Here is a 20,189-nt window from a genome sequence, read left to right on the forward strand (position 1 = left end):
GAGCGGCTACACCGGCAGCTCGAGGCGGCGCCGATGCACCGCAAAGATGCGCCGCACCCAGGCCGTGCCCGGATGCGCCTGCCAACGGCGCAGCCATTGGCGCAGGCCGCGCGGTTGCGCCGCGAGGAACCGCAGCGGGAACTCGGGCGGCAGCATGTGGCCGTGGTAGTCGAGCCGCTTGTGATCCAGCGTCCAGCGCACGATTTGCGGATACATCGGGAAGCTGAGCTGCCACAGCGCGCTCATCGCGACACCCCGGCGCGCAGCTCGAAGCCGCGCTCGCGCAGCCCGGCGACGAGGCCGTCGGAACCAACCAAGTGCGCGGCGCCGACCACGACCAGGGTCGGCGTGCCGTCGCGCAGCCAGCCTTCGAGCGGTTCCAACCAGGCCGCGTTGCGCTCGGCCAGCAGGCGCGCGTAGACCAGCGGATGCTCGCGGCGCAAGCGTTCGACCTGCGCGTGCAGATGGGCTACATCGCCCTTGCGCCAGGCCTCGAGCAGCGCCCGCGGACTGAGCGCGGGGTCATCGACCCCGTCGAGCGCCGCGACGAGAAAATCGACGCCGAGCCGATCCGGCATTTGCGTGAACAGCGCGACCTGCTGTTCCAAGGCTTCGAGCCAGACCACGGCCCTGCCGTCGGCACGCGCGCGTGCGTGGAAGTGCTGGTCGATGCCCAGGTCGGGCAGGAAGCCGGCGCGCTGATAGGCGCCGAGTTCCAGCGTCAGTGCGCACAGCCAGGCGCGCAGCGCATCGCACAGCGTCGCCTGCAGCGACTGGCGTTCGAGGCGGCTGCGCAGCCGCGCGTGCAAGGCGGCCGGGATCTCGCCGGCGATGCCGTCCGCGCTGGTGGCGCTGCCGGCGGCGAGCATCTGCGCCTGCACCGCCGGCGACGACAGGGCCGCGAGGTCGCTTTCCAGCACCAGACGCCGGCTCGCCGCGTAGGCGCGTTCGAGGCCCGCGGGCAGCGGATGCGCCGACGGCGGCAGCAGGTGGATCGAGCCGACCAGATGGTGCGTCACCGGCGCACCGGCGACACGGACCTGCCAGGCGAACGGTGCCGGACTCTGTGCCTGCGCGGCGTACGATCCGCACAGCGCGAGCAGCGCCCACGCGGCTCGCCTCATGCGGATGCGTCCGGCATCAGCCAGTCGCGGGCCTCGCGGCGGTCGCCGCCGAGCGTCGCGAAGTCGAACAGCCGCGGATCGGCGAGCTGCGACGGCGCGACGTTGGTCAAGGCGGAGAAGACCTGTTCGATACGTGCGGGATGCTCGCGCTCCCACTCGTCCATCATCCGCCGCACCTGCTTGCGCTGCAGATTCTCCTGCGAGCCGCATAGATTGCACGGGATGATGGGAAAGCCCTTTTGCTCCGCGAATGCGGCGATGTCGCGCTCGCGGCAGTAGGCCAGCGGGCGGATGACGATGTTGTCGCCGTCGTCGGACTGAAGCTTCGGCGGCATCGCCGCGAGCTTGCCGCCGTGGAACAGATTGAGAAAGAACGTGGCGACGATGTCGTCCTTGTGATGACCGAGCGCGATCTTGGTGTAGCCGTGCTCGCGCGCAAAGGCGTAGAGCGCGCCGCGACGCAGCCGCGAGCACAGGCCGCAGGTGGTCTTGCCTTGCGGAATCACGCGCTTGACCACCGAGTAGGTGTCCTGCTCGATGATGTGGAAGGGCACGCCGCGTGCGCGCAGGTAATCCGGCAGCACGTGCGCGGGAAAGCCCGGCTGCTTCTGGTCGAGATTCACCGCCAAGAGCTCGAACTTCACCGGCGCCTTGGCCTGCAATTGCAGCAACAGTTCGAGCATCGTGTAGCTGTCCTTGCCACCGGACAGGCACACCATCACCCGATCGCCGTCGACGATCATGTTGTAGTCCATGATCGCCTGGCCGACCTGTCGGCGCAGGCGCTTGGCCAGCTTGTTGGACTCGACGCGCGCGCGCGCGCCGCTGCTGCGCGGCGCGCGCGGCAACCCATGAATCGGCACTTCGACAGCGGAGACGGACATCGGCAACGACCGGTGAGACGACGGCCGGCATTTTCGCATGACTGCCAACAGCGACCGAGCCTTGCGCGAGTCCGCGGCGCACTCAGCCGTCATCGCCAACGTTCTGCAACAGCCGCACGTAGAAGCGCACCATGTCGGCGTAGGCGCCGATGCCGATGCGCTCGTCCGTGCCATGGATGCGCGCGCCGTCGGCGAGCGTGTAAACGAAGGGCGAGAAGTAATAGGCCTGATCGCGCAGGTCGGTGTAGTGACGGTTGTCGGTCGTCGCCAGGATGATGCCGCTCAACACCAGGGCTTCGGGGAAGACCTCGTTGACCGTGCGCGCGATCAGCGCGAACTCCGGCGCATCGGGATCGGACGGCGGCGGCGCCTCGTTGCCGAAACCCGCCTCGACCGACAGCTCGATCCGTTCATCTGCGATCACGCTGCGCACATGCGCCTGCACGTCGGCGATCGACGTGCCCGGCAGCAGACGGTAGTTGACCAGTGCGTAGGCCTCGGTGGGAATGACGTTGTCCTTGACGCCGGCGTGCACCAGCGTGAACGCCTGCGTCGTGCGCGTCAGCGCCGCGGTCACCGGGCTGCGTCCCAGCTGGCGCAGCAGCAGCGGTGACAGCAGTTCGCGGTTGGCGATCGCAAGGCGCGCGCCGAACGGCAGCTCCGGCGCAAGGCGCACGAGCATGGCTTCGACCGGCGGCGTCAGCCGCGGAGGCGGCGGGCGCGCCGCCAGCCGCTCGATCGCCTGCGCGAGCCGCACGATGGCACTGTCCTCGGGCGGCATCGACGAATGCCCGCCCGGTGCGCGCGCCGTCAGGCGCAAGCTCACATAGCCCTTCTCGCCGGCCATGATCGCCGCGACCGGCTTGTCGATGCCGGGCACAACACCGCGGGTGATCGCGCTGCCCTCGTCGAGCGTGAACGCGAGCCGCACACCGCGATCGCGCAGCGTCTGGGCGATGCGCGCGGCGCCGTTCGCGCCGCCGATCTCCTCGTCGTGCCCGTAGGCGAAATAGATCGAGCGCGCCGGCGTGTAGCCCTGCGCCAGCAGGCGCTCCACGGCCTCGAGCTGCGCCAACAGGCTCGATTTGTCGTCGAGCGCGCCGCGGCCCCAGACGTAGCCGTCGGCGACGACGCCGGCGAAGGCCGGATGGGTCCAGCGCGTCTCGCTGCCGGGCTCGACCGGCACCACATCCATGTGCGCCGCGAGCAGCGCCGGCTTGGCGGCATCCCCCTCGCCGCGCCAATGCAGCAGCAGGCTCCACGCACCGATGCGCTCGACATCGAGCCGCGCGAACGTCCGCGGAAAACGCTGCGCGAGCAGCGCGTGGAATGCGGCGAACTCTGCATCGTCGATCGGCGCGTCCTGCGCGTGCGAGATCGTGCGGATGCGCAGCGCCTGCGCGAGTCCGTCCGCGAGCGCCACCTCGTCCAGCGGCAGACGCTCGACGGCGCTGGCCAGTGGCGGCTGTGGACGCAGCGCCAGCGTGCGCAAGACCATGCCGGCGCCCACAAACACGGCGATGGCGAGCAGGATCACGATCGGTCGGTACATGGCGCTAGCCTAGCCCGAAACCGCGCGGCCAAAAGCGGTGTGAATCACGACCTCGGCAAGGGCTCAGGCATCGGCCACCACTGGCGCGCGCGATGCAGCACGCGCCGCGCCCAGTGCCCGAGGTCTTCGAGGGCGAGGTAGATCGTCGGCAGGACCAGCAGGGAGACGCCGGTCGCGAACAGCAGTCCGCCGATGATGGCGCGGGCCATCGGGTAATAAGCCGGCCCCTCGCCGCCGACGGCGGTGTCGCCCAGTGCCAGCGGCACCATGCCGAGCACGGTGGTCGCCGCGGTCATCAGGATCGGCCGCAGGCGGTCGCGCGACCCCTGCACGACCGCGGCCTGACGTTCGAGCCCGGCGGCGCGCAGACGGTTGACGTGGTCGACGAGCACGATGCCGTTGTTCACGACGATGCCCATCAGCACCAGCATGCCGATCATCGCCATGAACGAGAAATCGGTGCCGGTGCAAAGGAAGAACCAGTAGACACCGACGAAGGAGAACAGGATGCCGGTGATGATCGCGCTCGGCGCCAGCACCGACTCGAACAGCACGGCCATGACGATGTAGATACAGGCGATCGCAAGCAGCATGTTCTGCATCATCGTCTGCATGCTCTCCTCTTCTTCGCTGAATGCGCGGCCGAAGCCCCAGCTATAGCCGGGAGGCAGTTGCACGCCCGCGAGCGTCTGGCCGATGCGCTCGCGCGCATCCTCGGAGGTCACGCCTTCGGCGGTGCCGAACGCGATCGACAGCGCGCTCAGACGATCCTCGCGCCGGATCGTGCCGGGCACATCACCGATCGACAGCTCGGCGAGCGTCGACAGGCTCACGCGCGTGCCTTCGGGCGTGATGATCGGCAGCGAGCGCAGCGCATCGAGGTCGAGCCGGTCCTGCAGGCGGAACACCAGCACCAGATCGACTTCGCCGGTCGAGGTCCGGTACGGTCGCAGCGGCACGCCACGCATCGCACCGGCGACGACATCGGCGACCTGCTGGCTCGACAGGCCGTAGAGTCGCGCCTTGTCGCGGTCGACGCGCACGCGCACCTCCCAGTCCTCTGCCGAGGTCGTAAGGCGCACGTCGGTCAGGCCCGGAACGCCGCGGACGATGCGTTCGACTTCGAGCGCCACTTCGCGCAGACGCTCGCTCGATTCGCCGAAGACCTGCACCGACAGTTTCTCGCCGGATCCCTGGCGGTTCTGCTCGAAGCTCGGCTCGCCGATCGCGATCTTCGGCAGCCCTTCGCGGATCGCCGCCATGATCGCTTCCGGGTTCTGCCGGCGCTGCGCCTTGTCGACCAGCAGGATCGTGGTCTCGGCACGGCCGATGTCGAAGTACGAGTACACCGACTCGATCTCGAAGCGCGCCCGGTTCGCGAGCAGATAGCGCTCGATGGTGGCGACGGACTCCTCGACCTTGGACAGGCGGTAGACGCCGTTGACGTTGTACGTCAGGAACAGGCGCTTGCTGCGGTCCTGCGGAAACATGTCCATCTTCACCAGACTCGCCGGCACGGCGACGCTCACCAGCACCAGCACGATGAAGACGCCGGTCTTGCCCGGATGGCGCAGCGTCCAGGCAAGCACCTGCGCGTATCGGTCGGCGAGCGCCTCGATCCAGCGCACGCGTTCGCCGCCGCCCAGCGCGATGCGCGTGGTCAGTTGCGGAATCAGCGTCAACGCGATCAGCAGCGACGCCAGCAGCGCGACCGAGATCGTCGTGGCGACGTGGGAGAGATAAACCGTGATTTCGTTCTGGTCGCCGAACAGGTTGGGGAGGAACACGATCGCGGTGGTCAGCGTGCCCATCGCAACCGCCAAGCCCACCCCGCGGACGCCCTTTAGCGTGGCGCTGCGCGCATCGCGTCCTTCGCTGCGTGCCTTGAAGATCGACTCGGTGACGACCACGGCGTTGTCGACCAGCATGCCGATCGACAGCATCAAACCCATCAGGCTGAGGATGTTCAGCGAGATGTCGAGAAAAAACATCGCGCCCAGCGTGATCAGCAGCGACAGCGGCGCCGCACTGGTGACGATCAGCGTCATGCGCCAGTCGCGCAAGAACAGATACAGCACGGCGATCGACAGCAGGGCGCCGAACGAACCTGCCTGCAGCAGATCGTCGAGCGAGCTGCGCACGTTGTCGGCGGTGTTTTCCATGATGTATAGGTTCACGCCGGCCATTTCGGGCAGACGCCGTATGTCCTCGATTTCGGCGAGTACGCGGTCGGCCACGTCGACGAGATTGGCGCCGGTCTCCTTGAACACGTCGAGGCCGATCGAATAGCTGCCGTTGAGGTGCCGACCGTAGGTGCGCACCGGTTCGGCGTAACGCACCTCGGCGATGTCGCCCAGGCGCAGGCCGCGCGGGTCGATCACCATCGCGCGGAGCTGCTCGATCGACGTGAAGCGCCCTTCGGGCTTGACGTACCAGCGCCGCCCGCCCTCGACCAGATGCCCGGCAGTCTGCGAGAAGTTCGCGCGCTGCAGGGTTTCGGCCAGCGCGCGCAGGTCGACACCGTGCGCGGCGACGCGATCGGCGGCGAGTTCGATGCGCACTTCTTTGGGATCGACGCCGTACAAATCGACGCGTGAGACACCGGGCAGCCGCTCGATGCGCCGCTTGAGCACACGTTCGAGCATGTCGTAGGCGTTCGACAGATCGCGCTGCGCCGAGACGCGCAGCATCAGCACCGGGATGCTGCCGGCCTCGAACTTCTGGATCTGGACGCGCTCGATGTCACGCGGCAGTTCGTCTGCAATGGCCTCGATCCGGTCGCGCGCCTCGACACCCTTGATCGCCAGATCCTGACCCCAGTCGAACAGGATGAAGATGCCGGCACCGCTGTCCGACGACTCCGAGTTCATGCGCTGGATGCCGGACAGCGTCGCCAGCGCCTCCTCGACCGGGCGCGTGATGCGGCGCTCGACTTCCTCCGGCGTCGAATTGCGATAAGGGATCTGCACGAAGATGCCGGGGAATTCGATGTCCGGCAGGAACTCCAGCGGCAGGCGCTGGCCGCCGATCGTGCCGATCACGCTCATGCAGACGAAGAACATCACCACGGTGACCGGCCGCCGCAGCGAAAGCTCGGTGAGCATCACGGCGCCGGCTCCGGCTCGGCCGCGGCCAGCGGCGTGGCGTCGCGCTGCACCAGCGAGTAGACCACCGGGATCACCACCAGCGTCAGCAAAGTCGAGACCAGCAGACCGCCGATGACGGTGATCGCCATCGGCTGGCGCACCTCGGCGCCTTCGGCGCCCGAGAGCGCCATCGGCAAAAGGCCGAGCACCGTGGTCAGCGTCGTCATCACGATCGGGCGCAGGCGCATGCGCCCGGCTTCGAGCATCGCCGGCCGCAACGCCTGTCCGGCCGCGCGCAGCTGGTTGACCAGATCGATCAGCACGATGCCGTTTTTCACGACGATGCCGGCGAGCACGATCATGCCGATCAGCGCGACGACGTTGATCACCGAGCCGGTGAGATACAGCGCGAAGATCGCGCCGATGCCGGCGAGCGGAATCGTGAACAGGATGACGAAGGGGTGGAGCAGCGACTCGAACTGCGAGGCCATCACCAGATAGACCAGGAACACCGCCAGCGCGAGCGCCAGCGTCAGCGAGCGGAACGACACTTCCATCTCCTCGCTCTGTCCGGCGATGCGCGCCGACAGGCCGGACGGCAGCGCGATGTCGTCGAGCATGGATTCGATCTCGGCGATGCCTTCGCCAAGATCGCCGTAGGCGAGATTGGCAAAGACGACGATCACGCGCTGCTGATCGACGCGGCGGATCTCGCTCGGCCCCGAGCGAAGCCGGACCTCGGCGATCGAGGACAGGCGGATCGGCTGCGGGCTGTCCGGATTGACGATCAGATTGCGGATGTCGTCGATGCTCGCACGCTGATCCTCGGCGCCGCGCACCAGCACATCGATCTCGCGATCGCCGATGCGATAGCGCGTGGCGACGCTGCCGCGCACGATGGCGGCGACACGCGCGGCCAGCACTGCGGTGTCGAGACCGAGCCGCGCCGCGCGCTCCTGGTCGAACAGCACCTGGATTTCCGGATGACCGGGCTTGAGGGTGGTCTCGACCTCGGTGAAGCGGCTCGATGCGATCAGGCGGCGCCGCAGCGTCTCCGAGATGCGTTCGAGTTGCGCCAGATCGTGGCCGGCGATCTCGACCTCCAGCGGCGTCTTGAGCGTGAACAGGGCCGGACGCGCGTAGCGGTAGCTGACGCCGGGCAGCACATCGAGATGCCGCGACAGCGCATCGCGCAACGCCTCTTCGCGGGCGAAGGCCTGCGGCTCGATGACGACGTTGTAAGTGCCGAAGTTCTCACCACCGGTTTGCGGATTCGCATCCAGACGATTGCCGGTGCCGGCGACGGTGTAGCTGGCGGCAACGCTCTCGCGCGCCAGCTCGCTGCTGCTGAACTGGCGCGCCACGTCCTGCAACAGCGCGTCGGTGCGTTCGAGCGGCGTGCCCGGCGGCATCTGGATCTCGGCGCGGAACTCGCCCTGGTTGAACGGCGGAATCAGCTCGACGCCGATGCGCGACAGCGTCAGCAGCGCGAGCACGAACAGAGCGCCCGCGGCGGCGAGCACCGGCAGGCGATGGTCGAGCGCCCAGCCGAGCAGCGCCGCGTAGCGCCGCTCCAAGGCAGCAAAGCCGCGCTGCCAGATGCCGGCGAGCGGGCGCAGCACGGCGCCGAGCAGCAGCCCGGCGAGACGGAAAACCTGCACGAACGGCCACAGCAGCAGTGCCGGCAGCGTCTCGAAAGCGGCGTAGCGCGTCCGCGACAGCCATTCGCGGACACGGCCGCGCTCGCGCACCACCGGCGCCGCCGGCGCGAGCGGCTGCACGCGCGCGGCGCGCGAGGCCATCATCGGAATCAGCGTCAGCGACACGATCAGCGAGAAGTTCAGCGCGCAGGTGACGACCAGCGCCTGGTCGGCGAAGAGCTGTCCGGCGATGCCCTCGACGAACACCATCGGGAAGAACACGGCGACACTGGTCAGCGTCGATGCGGTCACCGCGCCGGCGACGCGACGGGTGCCGCTGACCGCGGCGTCGCGCAGTGGCAGGCCGTGCTCGCGTTGGCGGTGGATACTTTCGAGCACGACGATGGCGTCGTCGACCAGCATGCCGATCGCCAGCGCGATGCCGCCGAGCGACATGATGTTCAGCGACAGGCCGGCGCCGTACATCACGTTGAAGGTCGCGATCACCGAGATCGGAATCGCCACCGCGACGATCATCGTCGTCCAGGCATTGCGCAGGAAAAGATAGAGCACGAGGATCGCGAGCAGGCCGCCCTCGATCGCCGCGTAGATCACCTCGTCGACGGCCTGGCGGATGAATACCGACTGGTCGTAGAGCGGCCTCATCTCGACATCGGCCGGCAACTGCTTGCCGAGTGCCTCGACGCGCGACTTGATGCGATCGACGATGGCGACGGTGTTGCCGTCGCCCTCCTTGAACATCGAGATCTCGACCGCCTCGGAGCCGTCGACGCGGATGATCGACTCGCGCTCCTTGAAGCCGGCGCGCACCTCGGCGACGTCACGCAGATAGATCGGCCGGTCGCTGCGCGTCACCAGGATGGTCTCGCGCATCTCGTCGAGCGTGCGGAACGGATTGAGCGTGCGCACCAGGTAGCTCGACGCGCCCTGCTCGACGCGGCCGCCGGAGATGTTGGCGTTCTCGGCCGCCAGGCGCTGCTCGACCTGTTCCAGCGTGAGCTGAAACTGCGCGAGCTTGCCCAGATCGACCAGCACCTGGACCTCGTCTTCGAGACCGCCGGCGATCTTCACCGCGGCGACGCCGTCGACGCCTTCGAGCGGCTTTTGCACCAGATCCTCGGCGATGCGGCGCAGTCGTTTGAGCGCCGCTTCGTCGGCGACCGGCGCAGAGCCGCCCTGATCGACCTTGAGCGCGAGCCCGTAGCGCATCACCGGGTCCTGGCTCGGATCGAAGCGCAGCACGATCGGCCGCTGCGCTTGCCGGGGCAGCTCCAATGCGTCGAGCTTCTCGCGCACGTCGAGCACGGCAAAGTCCATTGCCGTGCCCCAGTTGAAGTCGAGCGTGACGTCGCTGCGCTCGGCCATCGAGGTCGAGCGCACCTGGCGCACGTTGCGGATGATGCCGACCGCTTCCTCGATCGGCTTGGACAGCAGCGTCTCGACCTCCTCGGGCGCCGCGCCGGGGAGTTCGGTGCGGATGGTCAGCGTCGGGTAGGACAGGTCCGGCAGCAGCGTCAGCTCCAGCCGCGACTGCGACACCATGCCGAACAGCAGCACGGCGAAGGTGAGCATGCTGATCGCGACCGGACGCCGCGTGCAGAACTCGATCCATTTCATGACCGCGCCCCCATGCTCACGCCCGAGCCCGGTCAGCTACGCGCGTCGGCGCCGGACGCGACCGCCGGGGCCGGCGCCAGCGCATTGACCACCTCCACCTCGCTGGCATCGCGCAGGCTGGTCTGGCCGGTGACGACCAGCTCTTCACCGGCCTTCAGGCCGTCGAGCACTTCATAGTGATCGGCGTCGCTGTAACCGACGCGGATCGAGCGGCGGTGTGCACGCCCCTCGCTGACGACGAACACCGAGTGCTGTTCGTCCTCGGTGAGCACCGCGTCCTTGGGCACGAGCAGGGCGTTGGCGCGGCGGTCGTAGACGATCTCGACACGGCCGAACATGCCCGGGCGCAGCTCCGGCTGATCGGGCGCCATCGCCACCGTGACCTTGACCGTGCCGGTGGCGGCGTCGACCACTGGATTCACGCGCAAAATGCGGCCCTGGAAACGCTTGTCCGGCCAGGCGTCGACGACCAACGTCGCCGGCTGTCCGGGCGCGAGCTTGTGGATGTCGCGCTCGGGCACGAAGATCTGCGCTTCGAGCCTGTCCATGCGCGTGATGCGAAACGCCGGGCTGCCGGCCTGGATCGTGTTGCCGACCTTGACGTGACGCAGCGAGACCACGCCGTCGAACGGCGCCTTGATCTCGGCTTCCTGAAGCGCCAGGCGCGCCAGCTCAAAGCTGGCGCGCGCGCCGTCGAGCTCGTACTTGGCGCGCTCGTAGACCTCGCGCGCGATCAGCTTGCGTGCATAGACCAACTCGTTGCGGCGGAAGTCCTGTTCGAGCTGATCCAGCGTCGCCTTGGCGCGTGCCAGCTCCAGTTCGAGCCGCTCGGTTTCGAGCTTCGCCAGCACCTGCCCGGCGCGCACGCGCTCGCCTTCCTCGACCAAAACCCGCTCGATCACCCCGCTCTGCTTGGCCGTCACCGTGGCCTCGTCCTCGGCTTGGAGGGTCGCCGTGCCGCGGTAGGCGGCTGCGATCGGCCCGGTCTGCACACGCACGGTTTCCACCGGAATACGGGCCTGCTGTTCGGCCTTGTCCTTGCCGCGGGCGCTGCCGTCGCCGCATGCGCTCAGCGCGACCGCCGCCATCAGCGCCAGCGCGCCCATCCGTACACTCATACGTGAACTCCGTATCGACCCCGAGACGCCCAGCAAAGACCAAAACCCATGCCAGCCGGCCACATCGCGCAAGTCATTGATATTTCGCAACATGCCTGCCGATGACCGAGCACTTGGGTCGGGCCTGCGACGAGTCGCGCCATTTATTTGTACAACCAGCCAAGTATCGGCAAAGCCCGCCAGTTCTGCGTCGCGATGCGGGCGGCGAGCGTCCACGCAGCATCGGCCCACTGCACCCACTGCCAGCTTGGATGCCGGCGTCCTCGGAAGGTCGCCGGACGGCCGGCGCGGCGCATTTGCTAGCATGGCGGCCTTTGGACCGGAACACATCATGGAAATCGCCCAGCGGCGCGTCGCCTACATCCACTACACCCTGACCAACGACGCCGGCGTCGTGCTCGACAGCTCGCGCGGGGCACAACCGCTCGCCTATCTGCACGGGGCCGGCAACATCATCGCCGGCCTCGAAAACGCGCTCGCCGGCAAACAGGCGGGCGACAAGTTCACGGTGCGCGTCGAACCGGCACAGGCCTATGGCGAGCGCGACGAAAGCCTGGTTCAGCAAGTCCCGCGACGCGCCTTTGCGGGTATCTCGGACATTCGGCCGGGCATGTCGTTTCAGGCGCAGAGCAGTCGCGGCCCGATGCGCGTCGTCGTCACCCGTGTCGCCGGCGACATGATCACCGTCGATGGCAACCATCCGCTCGCCGGCGAGGCGCTGAACTTCGATGTCGAGGTAACCGAGGTGCGCGAAGCCTCGGCCGAGGAACTGAGCCACGGTCACGTGCACGGGCCGGGCGGACATCAACACTAGACCGCAGGCCCCACAGCCGCGCCGTTTGTCGCGCGCTCCCTGTGTGAGAGGAGCGGGCCAGGAGCCTGGGCTGTTTCTCGGCCAATAATCCCCGCGATTGGCCTCGAATCAACGCGAAATCTGCCTCGCAATGGCTTTGCCTCGTCTGCGCGGTTCCTACCGCCCAGGCGCCTAGAAGTACCGGATGTACTCGATCTGCAGATAGTCGTCGCGGCGGAAGAAGAACAACGGGTCCTCTTCGTCAGCGTCCATGAACAGCCGCAGCTCGACCACCAGCTTGCCGGCGTCGCCAAGCCGCCGGCTGGCCTCGACGTTGCCGAAGGCGCCGCCGCGCTCGGTGTCGACGATCGCGCCGGCGAGCAGTTCGGTGCCGGCGACATCGTTGGCGGCGATGCGGGTGCCCACGAACACATCGCGCTGGAACGGCGACGGACTGTCGCTGCCGCGATCGTCCCAGAGGAATTCGGCGAGCGCGCCGACATCCCAGCCGGTGCCGAGCGGTGCCGAGAAGGTGTACTCGAAGCCGGCGGCCGCCGCGGTGAAGTCCTCGATGCGATTGGTCTGGTGGATCGCTTCGAGCTTCCAGATCCAGCCGCCGGTGACGACGTTGAGATCGACGCCGGTCTGTTCGATCTGGTCATAGATCGGCACCAGATGCGGGCCGGTCTCGCCCGGCGCAATCTCGAAGCGCGGATCGCGCGCGGTGCCGGAGAAATGGGAGATGCCGATGTCGAGCAGCGAGGTCGACAGGCTCCAGCGCACGGCGGCGTCGACGTGCTTCTCCTCCTCCGAGGATTCGTAGATCGCGTCGTCGATCGCATACGGCAGCGGCGCGCGCAGCCGCGCATCCGGCCCCGGCAGCGTGCGCTCGCGGAAATACGGCAGCACGTAGCCGGTGAAGCTACCGTAGTCCGTGGTCCACGCCAGGCTCAGCATCGGCTGGCCGAGCTTGTCCTCGCCATCCGGATTCTCGACCAGGTCGGTCTGGTTGATGATGTCCACCAGATGCACGGATTCGGTCACGCCCCAGAACACGCGGCCGACGCCGGCGCGCAGATCGAAATCGCCGAAGCGGTGCTGCAGCATCAGCTCGCGCAGATCGACATGCGTGCGTTCGTCGTCGATCGTGTCCCAGCGTGCGAACGGCCGCACGGTGATGCTGGTGTCGCGGTTCCAGGCGTAGTACAGCTCCGGCAGCAGCGCGAGCGAGACGCCGAGCTTGTCGCCGCTCTGACCGGGCCAAGCCGCGTCCTGCAGATACCCGCGTGCCTCGTGCGACAACTCCGCGCTGAGCTTGAGCGTGCTGCCGTCTGCCGTAGCCGCGACCGGCGCCAGCGCCGCGGCCAGGATGCCGATGCGCAGCATCACTTCGCGTTCTTCAGGCTGGCCTGATCGAAATCGCGATCGCTGTAGCCGTTGCGGAAGCGGTATTCGCGGAACAGCAGCGTGGTCGACTTGCCGGTCTGGTGGTTGACCATGTCCATGCGCGCGGCGCGCCAGTGCTTGTCGAGATACTGCGCGTAATCCTTGAACTCCAGGGTCTTGAGCAGGGACTGCTTGCGGTCGTAGAACTCGATCTTCTGCGGCCGGTACTCGGTCTGGTCGATCCACATCACCTGGCGCGTGTAGCCGGAGTTCTTGTCCACCGGATAGCGCTCGACAACGAAGCAGGTCAGCTCGCCGCAGGCCTCGTCGCGCAGGTACTTGTAGGTGTACTTCTCGACCTCCTGCGAACCCAGATCCTCGAATGCGAACTCGCTGCCCATGAACGGGCCGGACTTGTTGTTGCCGGCGATGCGCTTGACGCGCTTGAGCGCGGGCAGATACAGCCAGCGGTCGTCGTCCTCGACCTTGTGCGACCAGGTCAGCAGCGCCGTGCCTTCGACGTCCTTGGGCTGGTCGAAGATGATCAGCGACTTGTCGCCGTCGTCGGCGACTTCGAGCGAGCGCGCGCGGATCTCGCGCGTGGCCTCCTCACCTTGGCGGTTGCGCAGAATCATCTGCATCTGGACCGCGCTGTCGCCGTAGCCTTCGTCGCGGCGGTCGGCCTCCCGCGCGATCGCAAGGCCTTTCTCCTCGGGCGTCTCGGCGGCCGCGGGGCCGGCGAGCAGCGTGCTGATCAGCGCGGCAGCGAGTATCCGGTCAAGGCGTGGCAAGGACTTCATCGGGTTTCTCCTTTTTCAATGCGGGGGCGACGGCGCGATCGATCTTGAGCAGCAGCGTCGGCAGCAGCAAGAGGTCGATCAGCAGCGCGGCGACGATGCCGATCGCGGTCAGCCGCGCCATGCCGCTGTTCGGCACGAAGGCCGACATCGACAGGATCAGGAAACCGGACACCAGAATCAGCGTAGTCACGACCAGCGCCGCACCGACACTGTGGAAGCTGTGGCGGATCGCTGCTTCCGGCGCGTAGCCGAGTTCGCGGCGCGCGCGCAGATACTTGCTGAGGAAATGGATGGTGTTGTCGACGATGATACCGACGGTCATGTTGAGCACGATCGCCATCGTGAAATTGACCTCGCCGCTGATCAATGCCCAAACGCCGAAGGCCGCGCCCAGCGGCAGCAGGTTGGGGATGATCGACACGGCGCCGATCTTCCACGAGCGCAGCGCCGGCAGCAGCAGCAGCGAAATGCAGGCCAGCGACAGCGGCAACGACAGGAAATTGGATTCGAGATTGCGCTGCGAGATGTAGGCGAACATCACTGCCGGCGAGGTGCCGTGCGTCGCCAGCGCCGGCGCGTGCGTCTCTAGCCACTGCCGCGCCGAGGCTTCGATCGCGCGCGTCTCCTTGGACTTCAGATGCTCGAAGACGACGATGAAGCGCGACGAGGACTTGTCGATGTTGATCGTGTTGTTGAGGTCCAGCCCGAACGGCAGGGACAGCTCGTAGAGCAGCAGGTACTGCGCCGACAGGTCGGCCTGGTCCGGCAGCCGGTAGTAGGCCGGATCGTCGCCGTTCATGCTCTTGTTGAGCTTCTTGAAGATGTCGGTCAGCGTACCGACGTAGAGCACCTTGGGCTGCTGGCGCCACCACGCGGTGAAGTCTTCGAGCACGCGCAGGTACTCGGGGTCGGACACGCACTCCGGCTCGCCGCAGCGCAGCGAGAACTCCATCGTATACAAGCCGGTGAGGTTCTCGGCGATGCGGTCGCTGTCGGCGCGGAAGGTGATGCTCGGTCCGAAGTAGTGCGCGAACAGATCGTTGCCCTCGTTGCGCAAGGCGAGCACGGTCAGCGCCACCGAGATCAGCATCGTGCTCCAGAACACCGGCGTGCGGCGGCGCACGACGAATTCGCCGGCGCGATCGAGAAGGCGGGTCAGCGCGCCGACGCGACCGTCGCCGATCTCGCGGACCTCGAGCGGTAGCACCGCGAGCAGCGCCGGCAGCGTGAACACCGAGTAGAACCACGCCAGCATCACGCCCATCGCCGAGATGTTGGCCAGATCCTTGAGCGGCGGCGAGTCGGTGAGGTTTACCGCGAGAAAGCCGATCGACGTGGTGATCGAGGTCAAGAGCACCGGCACGAAGTTCAGGCGCATCGATTCGACCAGCGCCTCGGCCTTGCCGCGACCCGCGCGCATCAGCGCAGCCAGGGTCACGCAGATGTGGATCGAATCGGCGACCGCCAGCGTGGTGATGATCTGTGGGCTCGCCGCCGACGGCGGCGTCAACTGGATGCCGACATAGCCGGCCAGACCCATCGCCGAGGCTGCGGCGAGGACGATGACGAGGAAGGTCGCGAAGGTCGCCGAGCCCGAGCGCAGCATCAGCCAGGTGATGACGACGATCATCAGGTACATCGCCGGTACCAGCGACTTCATGTCCGCGGTCGCCGCCTCGGTGAAGGCGTTGGACATCATGTTCGAGCCGGTCATCGAAATGCGCGCGATCTCCGGATACTCGGCCAGAATCTGGTCGCGCAGCTCGCGCGTCGCGGCAACCGCCTCGGGCAGCTCTTTTTGCGTGAGCTGCTCGAGCGGCGGGAACTGCGAGGTGATGTTGACCGCGGTGACGTGGCCGCTGGCCGAGATCAGACGCCCGACCAGCACCGGCTCGGCGAGCGCGACGCTGCGGATGTGCTCGATTCGCTCGGGCGTGATCGCGGCGTCGTCCGGCAGCAGTGCCTCGACGGCGAGATCGTCGCCGGCGGCCTGGGTGTGCTGGAAGTTGGTGATCGAGTCGACGCGCAGCACGTACGGCAACTGCCAGGCGCGCGCGGTGAATTCGCGCACGGCTTCGAGCACGCGCGGCGCGAACACGTCGCCATCGCGCGGCTCGAACATCAGCAGGATGTTGTCGTTCTTGCTGTAGACGTTCTGGATTTCGTCGAAGGCGAGCAACTGCGGATTCTCGGGGCCGAAGTAGACGCGGTAGTCGGTCGAGAAGCTCAGCAGGCGCGCGCCGGCGCCTAGGCCGACGAAGCACAGCAGCGACAACAGCAGCACCGCCCAGCGCCAGCGCAGGATCCACTCGGCGTAAGCGACGATCCAGCGCTCGTGGCGCGGCAGCGGTTTTGCGGGAGGATTCATCGAGATGCTCCGTGGCCCGCTCCGGGCCGCGCACGCAGGGTTTCGAGATAGGCCATCAGGCCGCGCATGCTCGATTCGAGGAACTCACGCGAGCGCTTGGACTTGGCCAGGCCGATAGCGCCTTCGACCGCCGAGATGATGAAGGCCGCGGCGTCATCGGCGGCGATGTCCTTGCGCACGACGCCGCGCGCCTGGCCCTTGCGCAGCGCGGCGACGATGCCGTTGCGCCAGTCGTCGAGAATCTGCTGCAGGCGCTTGCGGAAGCCCTCGTCGATCGGCGACATCTCGTTGATCAGGTTGTTGAAAGGACAACCGTATTCGATCGCACGCGCTCTGCGCTGCCGGGTCAGTTCCTCGCAGAGCCGGATCGCGGCGCTGACGCAGTCGTCGGCGTCGAGCAGCGGCTGCCACGAGGACTCGACCCAGGGGCGCACGACTTCGTCGACGACGGCATAGCCGAGCTCGGTCTTGCTGCCGAAGTGGTGATAGAGCGCGCCCTTGGTGACGCCGCTGGATTCGAGGATCGCGTCGAGGCTGGCAGCGCGAAAGCCGGACCGGTGTATTTCCTCGAAGGCGCATTCGAGAAGCGTCTGGCGCGTGCGGTCGGGCTGACGGCGGGCGGCGGTACTCATCGTGGAACTCGCAACATACCGACCAGTATGAACGCTGTGGGGCCGCTGTCAAGCGCCGCGGGGCTTAGGTGCATCCCCAAGCGCATGGGCTGCTGTCAGAATGCGGCGCAGCCATCGACACCGGAACGGCCACGGGAGCGCACATGCAAGAGTCGCAGAAAGTCAGGGAGCTGGTGCGCGCCGTCGGCGCGCGCGTGCCGCTCGACGGCGCGGTGCTGCTGTCGCGCGAATCAGCGCAGACGGTGGCCGCGGTGCTCGACGCGCTGCCGCGCGGCCTGGCGGACGACATCATCACCCACCTGCCGCCGGCGCTGCGTGAAAGCGCCGAGCTGACCACCTCGACCGAACTGGAGATTCCCGGCACCGTCGCCGAGCTGATGGAGCCGGCGCTGGGCCTGCTGCCCGAGCAGGCCACGGTGCAGGACGCGATCGAGTACCTGCGCAGCAGCGACGACGCGCGCCAGATCACCTATCTGTACGCGGTCGACGGCGAGGACCGTCTCACCGGCCTGGTGGTGATCCGCGACCTGCTGCTGGCCTCGCCCGACCAGCCGCTGAGGGACATCATGCTGCCGGCGCCGTTCGCGCTCACCGAGCAGATGGACGCCGGCGAGGCGATCGCCGCGGCGGTGCACCGTCACTATCCGGTGTACCCGGTCGTCGATGAGCAGGGCCGCGTGCGCGGCGTCGTGCGCGGCTGGCGGCTGTTCGAGCGCCAGGCCATCGAGATCACCGCGCAGACCGGCCAGATGGTCGGTGTCGACAAGGACGAACGCGTCTACACCGGTTTCTGGGACGCCTTCCGGATGCGGCACCCGTGGTTGCAGCTCAATCTGCTGACCGCCTTCGCCGCCGCATTCGTCGTCGGCCTGTTCGAGGACACGATCACGCGCATCGTCGCGCTCGCCGCCTTTCTGCCGGTGCTCGCCGGCCAGAGCGGCAACACCGGCAGCCAGGCGCTGGCGATCACGCTGCGTGGCCTGACGCTCGGCGACATGAAGGACCAGCCGGTCGGCCGCGTGCTGCGCAAGGAAGCGCTGCTCGGCGCGCTCAATGGCCTGCTCGTCGGCCTGGTCGCCGCCGCGGCGATGTGGCTGTACGCGGCGCAGACCGGCGCGAGCGGCGCGCCGATGCTGGCGCTGACCATCCTCATCGCGATGGTCGGCGCCTGCACCAGCAGTGGCATCTTCGGCGTGCTGGTGCCGCTGACGCTACGGCGCTGCGGCGCCGACCCGGCCACCGCGAGCAGCATCTTCCTGACCACGTTCACCGACATCGTCGGCATGGGCCTGATGCTGCTGCTGGCGACCACGCTGGTGAGCGCATGACGCGCGCATACGCCATATGAGGATCGTGCTGGCAGGCGGCAGCGCGCTGCTCGCACTGGCGCTCGGCGCCTGCGGCAGCTTGCCCGACGCACGCCGCGATCCGCTGGCGCCGCTGCGCGCCGCGTTCGATGCGGCCGACGCCAATGACAGCGAGTCGCTCGATCGCGACGAGGCCGCGGCCGGCATGCCCGAGCTGGCCGCGGTCTTCGACGATGTCGACACCGACGGCAACGGCGAGATGACCGCGGCCGAGCTGCGCAGCTACCTGCAGTGGCAGCGCGTGCTGCGCCACGGCCCGCCGCGCGAGGGAAAGGACGAGCGCCGGCGATGACTGCAGTCGACGTCGCCATCGTCGTCACTGGCTTTCTGACCGCGACGCTGTCCGGCGTCGCCGGCCTCGGCGGCGGCACCATCCTGATCGGCGTGTTCTATGCGCTGGGCATGGCGCCGGCCGAGGCGGTGTCGCTGTTCGCGGCGGTGCAGTTCGTCGCCAACAGCTCACGTACTTTCGCCTACCTGCGCCACGTCGAGTGGCATGCCGCCGGCTGGTTCCTGCTCGCGGCGGTGCCGTCGACGTTTCTCGTGGCGCCCTTCGTCGCCGACATCGACGCCGACATCGTGCGCCTGGTTCTCGCCGGCCTGATTCTGGCTTCGCTGGCACCGGGCCGCGCCGAGCGCGCCGCGCTGCCGCCGCGACCGGCGTTCGCGCTCGCCGGCCTGCTCAACGGCAGCATCGGCATGTTCGTCGGCGCCACCGGGCTGGTCGTCGGCCGCCTGTTCTTCCGTCCGGAGTGGGGGAAGCAAACCACGATCGGCACGCTGGCGCTGACGCAGACGCTGGGCCACGCGCTGCGCGTGATCGCCTACGGCGTCGTCGGCTTCTCCGCGTTCACGCGGCCGCTGCTCTTGGCGAGCCTCGCGGCCGCGGTCGTCGCCGGCACCGCCTTCGGCAAGCGCCTCAACGGCCACGTCAGCGAAGTGCAGTTCGCCGCGCTGTTCAAGTGGATACTGATCATCCTGTCACTCAAGCTCGCCTTCGACGGCGCGAAAGGATTGCTGTGGAACTGAAACTCGATGCGGCGCAGACCCAGGCGCTGATCCGCGGCGGCCTTGCGGCGGCATCCCGTGTCATCGTCGATCACGTCGAACCGGGGTTGGCGCGCATCCGCCTCGCCTACAGCGAGCGCATGCTGCGCCCTGGCGGCGTGATCTCCGGACCGACGCTGTTCGCCGCCGCCGATACCGCGATGTTCGCGCTGGTGCTCTCGCACCTGGGCCCGGAGCTGATGGCGGTGACCGCGAACGTCAACATGAACTTCCTCGACAAGGCCGCGCCGGGCGACGTGCTCGGCGAGGCGCGCCTGCTCAAGCTCGGACGCCGGCTCGTGGTCATGGAAGTGAGGCTGTACACCAGCGCCGATCCGGCGCGCGTGGTCGCGCATGTGACCGGCAGCTACGCGCGGCCGGCCGCTCAGCGCTGAGACCGTTCGGCGCTGCGGCCTGCCGCAGCTTGGCGCGCAAAACCGCACGAGTCGAACATGGCCGTGCCTGCAGGCGCCGCGCCGGCGCTCGGATGCGGTCGCGCCAGACCCTCCAAGGGCGGGTCCTCGTCCAAGAAAAAGGCCAGGCTGGGGACCTGGCCTGAAGAACCCGGAGGTTGGGGGGATCCGGGTTGGGGGGAGAGAACGCCGGTTTCGGACCGCCGAGGCGTCGGAACACCGTGAGCGCACTGTAGGCCGCTTCCCGCTCGCGCGGCCGCTTCGGGTGACGCAAGGCCACGCCGGGCGGACGAGCGGCGGAGCGCGACGTCCCGGTGGAGTCGGTGGCGTCTTATCCGTCA

General features: G+C 67.9%; 16 protein-coding genes. 5 read left to right on the forward strand and 11 right to left on the reverse strand.

Translation table 11 applies throughout. The features are described 5' to 3' along the window. Window positions 1-6 precede the first annotated feature (6 nt). The 7 genes from ABSH63_RS12420 to ABSH63_RS12450 form a co-directional block, all read right to left on the reverse strand. Window positions 7-246 (reverse strand): hypothetical protein, encoded by a 240-nt coding sequence (locus ABSH63_RS12420; protein WP_352890186.1) that lies wholly within the window; start codon window positions 244-246, stop codon window positions 7-9. After that, window positions 243-1,124: a TraB/GumN family protein gene (locus ABSH63_RS12425; RefSeq protein ID WP_352890187.1), complete on the reverse strand. Its 882-nt coding sequence runs from the start codon at window positions 1,122-1,124 to the stop codon at window positions 243-245. The genes ABSH63_RS12420 and ABSH63_RS12425 overlap by 4 nt, the downstream gene beginning before the upstream one ends. Beyond that, the gene (gene ttcA / locus ABSH63_RS12430) at window positions 1,121-2,008 is read right to left on the reverse strand and encodes a tRNA 2-thiocytidine(32) synthetase TtcA (RefSeq protein ID WP_352890188.1); all 888 of its coding nucleotides are present in this window, start codon (window positions 2,006-2,008) and stop codon (window positions 1,121-1,123) included. The genes ABSH63_RS12425 and ttcA overlap by 4 nt, the downstream gene beginning before the upstream one ends. A gap of 82 nt (window positions 2,009-2,090) precedes the next feature. Next, window positions 2,091-3,560, reverse strand: coding sequence for a M20/M25/M40 family metallo-hydrolase (locus tag ABSH63_RS12435; protein WP_352890189.1), 1,470 nt, complete (start codon window positions 3,558-3,560; stop codon window positions 2,091-2,093). Window positions 3,561-3,604: 44 nt separating this feature from the next. Next, window positions 3,605-6,664, reverse strand: a complete 3,060-nt coding sequence (locus ABSH63_RS12440; RefSeq protein ID WP_352890237.1) for an efflux RND transporter permease subunit — start codon at window positions 6,662-6,664, stop codon at window positions 3,605-3,607. Next, window positions 6,664-9,924 (reverse strand): efflux RND transporter permease subunit, encoded by a 3,261-nt coding sequence (locus ABSH63_RS12445; protein ID WP_352890190.1) that lies wholly within the window; start codon window positions 9,922-9,924, stop codon window positions 6,664-6,666. Before ABSH63_RS12445 ends, ABSH63_RS12440 begins: the two co-directional genes overlap by 1 nt. Window positions 9,925-9,956: 32 nt before the next feature. After that, window positions 9,957-11,042: an efflux RND transporter periplasmic adaptor subunit gene (locus ABSH63_RS12450; RefSeq protein ID WP_352890191.1), complete on the reverse strand. Its 1,086-nt coding sequence runs from the start codon at window positions 11,040-11,042 to the stop codon at window positions 9,957-9,959. 331 nt (window positions 11,043-11,373) lie between these two features. Between ABSH63_RS12450 and ABSH63_RS12455 the strand changes: the two genes are divergently transcribed. Then, the gene (locus ABSH63_RS12455) at window positions 11,374-11,856 is read left to right on the forward strand and encodes an FKBP-type peptidyl-prolyl cis-trans isomerase (protein WP_352890192.1); all 483 of its coding nucleotides are present in this window, start codon (window positions 11,374-11,376) and stop codon (window positions 11,854-11,856) included. A gap of 171 nt (window positions 11,857-12,027) precedes the next feature. Here the strand turns inward: ABSH63_RS12455 and ABSH63_RS12460 are convergent, their stop codons facing one another. From ABSH63_RS12460 to ABSH63_RS12475, 4 genes are read right to left on the reverse strand one after another with little or no spacing between them, the layout of a single operon-like run. After that, window positions 12,028-13,221 carry a hypothetical protein gene (locus ABSH63_RS12460; RefSeq protein ID WP_352890193.1) on the reverse strand — a complete coding sequence of 398 codons (1,194 nt, stop codon included), beginning with the start codon at window positions 13,219-13,221 and terminating at the stop codon, window positions 12,028-12,030. Then, window positions 13,221-14,021 carry an outer membrane lipoprotein-sorting protein gene (locus ABSH63_RS12465; RefSeq protein ID WP_352890194.1) on the reverse strand — a complete coding sequence of 267 codons (801 nt, stop codon included), beginning with the start codon at window positions 14,019-14,021 and terminating at the stop codon, window positions 13,221-13,223. Before ABSH63_RS12465 ends, ABSH63_RS12460 begins: the two co-directional genes overlap by 1 nt. Next, window positions 13,999-16,389, reverse strand: a complete 2,391-nt coding sequence (locus ABSH63_RS12470; RefSeq protein WP_352890195.1) for an efflux RND transporter permease subunit — start codon at window positions 16,387-16,389, stop codon at window positions 13,999-14,001. The genes ABSH63_RS12465 and ABSH63_RS12470 overlap by 23 nt, the downstream gene beginning before the upstream one ends. After that, entirely contained in the window at window positions 16,386-17,021 is a 636-nt protein-coding gene (locus ABSH63_RS12475; protein WP_352890196.1) for a TetR/AcrR family transcriptional regulator, read from the reverse strand. The genes ABSH63_RS12470 and ABSH63_RS12475 overlap by 4 nt, the downstream gene beginning before the upstream one ends. Window positions 17,022-17,164: 143 nt before the next feature. Between ABSH63_RS12475 and ABSH63_RS12480 the strand changes: the two genes are divergently transcribed. Genes ABSH63_RS12480 through ABSH63_RS12495 form a run of 4 tightly spaced genes read left to right on the forward strand, consistent with a single transcriptional unit; the run spans window position 17,165 to window position 19,830 of the window. After that, the gene (locus ABSH63_RS12480; RefSeq protein WP_352890197.1) at window positions 17,165-18,349 is read left to right on the forward strand and encodes a magnesium transporter; all 1,185 of its coding nucleotides are present in this window, start codon (window positions 17,165-17,167) and stop codon (window positions 18,347-18,349) included. A 16-nt stretch (window positions 18,350-18,365) separates the two neighbouring features. Further along, the gene (locus ABSH63_RS12485) at window positions 18,366-18,680 is read left to right on the forward strand and encodes a hypothetical protein (protein ID WP_352890198.1); all 315 of its coding nucleotides are present in this window, start codon (window positions 18,366-18,368) and stop codon (window positions 18,678-18,680) included. Continuing rightward, a complete protein-coding gene (locus ABSH63_RS12490) occupies window positions 18,677-19,417 on the forward strand; it encodes a TSUP family transporter (protein ID WP_352890199.1) in 741 nt (246 codons plus the stop codon). Before ABSH63_RS12485 ends, ABSH63_RS12490 begins: the two co-directional genes overlap by 4 nt. Beyond that, the gene (locus tag ABSH63_RS12495) at window positions 19,408-19,830 is read left to right on the forward strand and encodes a PaaI family thioesterase (protein WP_352890200.1); all 423 of its coding nucleotides are present in this window, start codon (window positions 19,408-19,410) and stop codon (window positions 19,828-19,830) included. The genes ABSH63_RS12490 and ABSH63_RS12495 overlap by 10 nt, the downstream gene beginning before the upstream one ends. Window positions 19,831-20,189: the final 359 nt, after the last annotated feature.

The sequence above is a fragment of the Sinimarinibacterium thermocellulolyticum genome, from assembly GCF_040327995.1.
Lineage (GTDB): Bacteria > Pseudomonadota > Gammaproteobacteria > Nevskiales > Nevskiaceae > Solimonas > Solimonas thermocellulolyticum.